At 41.8% G+C, this 5,012-nt stretch carries 7 protein-coding genes; all 7 read right to left on the bottom strand.

The genetic code is table 11. From position 1 onward, the window contains the following. Nucleotides 1-249, bottom strand: a 249-nt coding sequence (locus I8748_RS00680; RefSeq protein ID WP_404800253.1) for a YceD family protein, incomplete at its 3' end; no start/stop codon positions are given. A gap of 333 nt (nucleotides 250-582) precedes the next feature. Next, a complete protein-coding gene (locus I8748_RS00685) occupies nucleotides 583-1,098 on the bottom strand; it encodes a Jag family protein (protein ID WP_198122790.1) in 516 nt (171 codons plus the stop codon). 3 nt (nucleotides 1,099-1,101) lie between these two features. Beyond that, the gene (gene yidC, locus I8748_RS00690) at nucleotides 1,102-2,247 is read right to left on the bottom strand and encodes a membrane protein insertase YidC (RefSeq protein ID WP_198122791.1); all 1,146 of its coding nucleotides are present in this window, start codon (nucleotides 2,245-2,247) and stop codon (nucleotides 1,102-1,104) included. Between the two features lie 220 nt (nucleotides 2,248-2,467). Next, a complete protein-coding gene (locus I8748_RS00695; protein ID WP_198122792.1) occupies nucleotides 2,468-2,860 on the bottom strand; it encodes a PH domain-containing protein in 393 nt (130 codons plus the stop codon). Then, nucleotides 2,847-3,269 carry a ribonuclease P protein component gene (gene rnpA / locus I8748_RS00700; RefSeq protein WP_198122793.1) on the bottom strand — a complete coding sequence of 141 codons (423 nt, stop codon included), beginning with the start codon at nucleotides 3,267-3,269 and terminating at the stop codon, nucleotides 2,847-2,849. The genes I8748_RS00695 and rnpA overlap by 14 nt, the downstream gene beginning before the upstream one ends. A gap of 21 nt (nucleotides 3,270-3,290) precedes the next feature. Next, nucleotides 3,291-3,425, bottom strand: coding sequence for a 50S ribosomal protein L34 (gene rpmH / locus I8748_RS00705; protein ID WP_198122794.1), 135 nt, complete (start codon nucleotides 3,423-3,425; stop codon nucleotides 3,291-3,293). 146 nt (nucleotides 3,426-3,571) lie between these two features. Continuing rightward, nucleotides 3,572-4,084 carry a DUF2808 domain-containing protein gene (locus I8748_RS00710; protein WP_198122795.1) on the bottom strand — a complete coding sequence of 171 codons (513 nt, stop codon included), beginning with the start codon at nucleotides 4,082-4,084 and terminating at the stop codon, nucleotides 3,572-3,574. Nucleotides 4,085-5,012 lie beyond the last annotated feature (928 nt).

A 5,012-nucleotide genomic window follows, 5' to 3' on the forward strand; every position in this document is an offset into this window, starting at 1 on the left:
ATCTAACCAGATGATTTCCTTATTATCAACCGTCAAACGATGATTATACTGCTGCAAGCAGCGGTTACAAGTACAAGTAATAATTGCCTCTGCTTGACCGGACACTTCCAGGTAATTGCCATGATGCTGGACGCGGACGCGACCGCGAACTGGTGTCAACGTTTCCAGACCAGGCAGAAACTCTTTAACCTGAATTTCCTCTGTCCGCTCCGGGGCTTTGGTTAGCTGCGGAATATAAATTGCGTCCATAGGATTTGTGAGATATCCTCACGAAAATTTATGTTTTTACTGATGTTTGTTGATTGTGAACAGGAAGTTAGAAAAATTATAATGAGATAATTTTTATTTATCAGTCCTTTAGTTTAGTTTTTAGGGACAACAGTGATTCTGAAGTTTGATGAGTTATGGTCTGTAAGCTATAAATTTTTACTTAATTCCTAAATTCTCACAACGAACTTTTACTGTTATTCTAAACTCCTAACTCCTGTACGGGCGGGTTTAGCCGACATATCTTGCTACCAATTGAGTAAATTTGCAAAACCCGCCCCTACAACTCCTAACTCTCAACTTTTAACTCCTAACTCATTCAAAGGAAGCCGGACGTACAACTAAATGGCGATGCGGCTCTTTACCACGACTGAAGGTTTCCAAATCTCTAAAGTCTTTCAAGAAGGTGTGGACTTGACGGCGTTCGGCTGAACTCAGAGATTTAATTTCCACTTCTTGACCAAAAGAACGCACTTGATCAGCAGCGGCTTCTGCTAATGAGCGAATTTCCGCTTGTCTTTTAAGACGATAACCATTCAATTCAATGGTATAAGAAGCTTGACCTTCCTGTGGTTGGCTCAGGTTTAAAATGGAATTGGCTAGATACTGAATTGCATCTAGCACAGAACCATCAGGGCCAATCAGAACTTGAATTTGTTGTGGTGTCAGGTTGGTTTCATCAATGGTCAACCAATAGTTATCTGGTTCTTGGGAATCACCGTCTTGAGATTGGGCAGCTTCTAAATTACCCTGAATCTCAGCGGATATCCCAGTGAGTTGCAGCAGTGTTTTTAACCACTGCTGACCTCGTTGCATGGGACTGTCACTCATCTATCAACCTGTAGTCTTTTTCTTAGAACTTTTTGGTTCAAAGGGTAGGGCCTTTTGTTCTGTGGCTGCTGCTTCTTTTTCTTGGGTGGCTACGATTTTTTGCAGTTCCTCTGGTAAAGGCTCGCGGGAGAGAATGTAGGTTTGGGCGGTTTGGAAAATATTTCCAATCACCATATACATCAATACCCCAGCGGGTAGGGGGAAGAACAAAAACATGCCAGAAAATATAACTGGGGTAATTTTGTTAACCGTATCCTGTTGTGGGTTGCCACCACTGGAATTTTGCCCAGAAAGTGCTTGGCTCACATAAAGGCTGATCCCAAAGAATACTATCATTGCCACGATATCCCAGTGGATAGTGCCATCGGGATCTTGGGCACCAACCCTTCCTAAAGCATCGATGAACAAAAAGCCCTTATCGGCTGCTAATCCTGGGATAGTACCTTGAATCGTCACATCTCCTGGTTGTAGGGCTTCTATATTACCAAGAGCATCGATTTTGATTCGATCTTCGCCTTTGATGACCTTCCATTGAGGAATTATCTTGTTATCAGGATGTTCTGCTAAAAGTACCTGAAATGGTTTGCCTTCAAGGGTCTGATATTGTATCTTCGTCTGTTCTCCCACGGCTAATTTATTGCCGCTAGGAAGGATAGCTGTTACGGGAATATGCTCCCCATCAGCAACGTAGATGTTTTGAGGAGGAGTAGCAAAAGCTTGGGGTTGAATTCGTTCGATTTGTTCAGCGGGAAAGACTTGCAGGTTGACAGAGTAGTTCACTCCGGCAAAAGGCGAACCCCGCAAAGTGGCAAACAGCGCTAATAAAACTGGCATTTGCAGTAGCAGTGGTAAACATCCTGCTAATGGGTTGCCAAATTCCTTCTGGACATTGACCATTTCCTCTTGCTGCTTCTGCGGATCGTCTTTATAACGCTCTTTGATTTCTGCCATCCGCTTTTGCATCAGAGGTTGCACAATTCGCATCCGCCGCATATTGCGAATTGAACCAGCACTCAGGGGATAGAGCGCAAAGCGGATTATCAATGTCAAGGCAACGATCGCCAATCCATAGCTAGGCACAATGCTATAGAAAAAATCTATGATTGGCAGCATTACGTTGTTCGAGAGAAACCCGATACCAAAATCCATTATTCTGAATTCAACCTGAGGTACTGTAAACTGAACTGAATCTAATTTATCTAAATCATGATTAGTCTGCGACTATCCTACGCTACGGATAGCCGCACTTTCAAAAAAAATGAAAATTGGGAATTGGGAGTTTGGAATTGGGAATTGGGAATTGGGAATTGGTATTATTCCCAAGGCCCTGCTCCCTCTGCTCCCCTGCTCCCTTGCTCCCTGCTTCCTATCAATTGTTGGCAGCACCGCTATATTGGGGATTTTTGGCGGTAACTTTTTCGTTGATGTAGTCATATACTTCTCGAAATTTGGGAACAGCCCGCATTTCTAGACGACTACCATTTCTCAGGGTTAGCACCATATCTCCCCAAATGCCAACACCACGGGGCACTTTGACAACTTTGACAATTTCTGAGTAAATCACGTCAGTGCGATCGCGTCCCATCCAACCGCCCATCACGGTGACGCGGCGGTCTGTGATGCGAAAACGCAGCCACAGCGCCCTGACAATTGCCCCCACTGTCAATGGTATGCCCACGACTGTTAACCCAATTAATAGGTTTAGAATCAAATCCCCAATGTGAGGGCCGCCTTCATAAAAAATTTCTTCACGAATGCCCATTGAATACCTCAGCTTGTGCCAACAACTGCTCTAATTCTTGCAGAAATTGTTGGCTTACGCACTTAGATTCTGCTGCTGTTGGTTTGACAACAACCACTAGCCGCCAGCCTGGTGACAATTTCGGCAATAAATTATGCAAAATAGCAGTAATTTTGCGTTTAATCCGGTTGCGAACTACTGCTCTTTTACTAACTTTTGTACTAATCGAAATGCCGATTCGTGTGTTGGTAAGCTTTCCTGAGTCGGCCAGTGGTTGAGTGTTAATAACAGCATCACAGAAAGGTTTTGTTGAACATGTCGGTCGTAAGGCTCTCAATGTGAAATGAGAACTATTGCGCCGAATTCCTTCCCGGAAAACTGCTTGGAAATCTTTTCGAGATTTTAGTCGATTCGCCTTGGGCAAAGCCACAGTCGTTTCAGTTCAGATTCCCTAAACGCTTAGACGATAACGTCCTCTTTTTCTTCTTGCTTTGATCACGTTTCTTCCGTCTGGTGTCCGCATTCTGGCACGAAAACCAGAGGTTCTTTTTCTCTTACGGCAAGTGCCGCCCAAGGTTCTCTGCATATAGTTCTCCTGTAAGGCGATTTCTATAAAAACTCACAATCTATTATTGTATCACTTTACGTCTATAAAATAAACATTTCGGGGAAAAGTTAGTTGTCAGTAGTCAGTGGTAGCTAGCAACTAACAACTGACAATTGACAATTGACTTAATTAACGCTAATAATCCAGGTTCCTAAGTAACGTAATAGTGGCACATCTCCAGGGGAAAGAACCTGGCAGTTGAAATAAAAAGTACCACCGAATGCTGGGTTCTGCACGTTAGATAGGACTAACTCCACCTTATTACCTGCTGGGACTGGCTCTTCGGGAAAAATTTCTAAGACGCGGCCTTCTTTGTCCCATTTCACTTCAGATAAGGCAACTTTTTTACCTCTGACTTTTACTTCTACCTTTTTGGTATCAAAACTTCCTTTGTAATAATTTGGGTAGGTAATGGCGAACTGAGCAACTGCCAATTTCATCTTTTTTTCTGGAATCCTGAGAATGTAGCGATCCCAGCTATTTGTTTGTCCACCAAAATCTAACCGGAAGGGTAGCTGATTTTCACTTTTGACACCGCTAAACAGCGTCAAACCAGGTAGGCTTTGCGCCCAGGTGATGACTGGAAACCCAGTCAGCAAGAAGCTAGTTACGGCTACAGCAGAAAGTAAACGGCGCATAATTTAGGCTCCTCTCACAACAATTAGGTGTTTATCTAAAAAACTAAGATTTAGTATTCGTAACTAAACTTTACTACTGACTTCCTGACATTATGACGTTAAATGTAAACAAAAAGTGCCATTTACCCTAGCAAACCATCCTCAGTACAAATACGCTGTAATTTATCTAACCGCAATCATTGTTACAAGATTCTCTTTGTAGAATAGCCATTTCTGTTTTCAGATCAGTCAAATATGAACTACATAGAAACACAGGAGTGACTTGATTGTGTTTCTAAATATGTATAAGTGTATCTTAATTTAAGATTATTGTTATAAAAATTGAGCGTTGTCATTAGCGAACGCCATTGAACTTAGGATAAATTGTTTAAAATAAGCTTGGTCAAAGTGATAATCCTTAAAAATTAGTTGAGAAATAATCAAGCTTCAAAAATTTGCTAAATATTGCACTATGTAAGAGAAGGAAGACCAAAATTTTTCAATCCCTAAAACAAGTTGAAGACCAGGATGCAACGAAAGGGAATCAACATAGGATTTGCAATAGCATGTAAATCTATTTTGTAACTATCAACAAGCGTGAGTCTGCAAACAGTCAAGTGAGGCTTTGTCTGGAAAACCAAGACTGGCAAGCGAATTCAAGGTTAAATCCACCAAGAAGGAACTTCCAAATCAAAAAATATCCCCCCAAGTGACTTTTCACAGTTGATAGTCATCTGTAGGGGCGGGTTGATGAATACTATCACTTAATAGCGTGAAAATATTTGTGAACCCGCCCCTACTTCAACCAGGATTATTTATTTCTTGGAGTTCCCGAAGTTTCTGTCTGGAACCAGAAGTTAAAGACAACCCTAACCAGGGAAATTGGATATTTAGCAGAAATTAAGTATTTATCTCTAGGAGATTTCATGAAAATAGCAGTTGCTAAAGA

This window comes from Amazonocrinis nigriterrae CENA67 (assembly GCF_016056305.1).
In the GTDB taxonomy this organism is placed as follows: domain Bacteria; phylum Cyanobacteriota; class Cyanobacteriia; order Cyanobacteriales; family Nostocaceae; genus Amazonocrinis; species Amazonocrinis nigriterrae.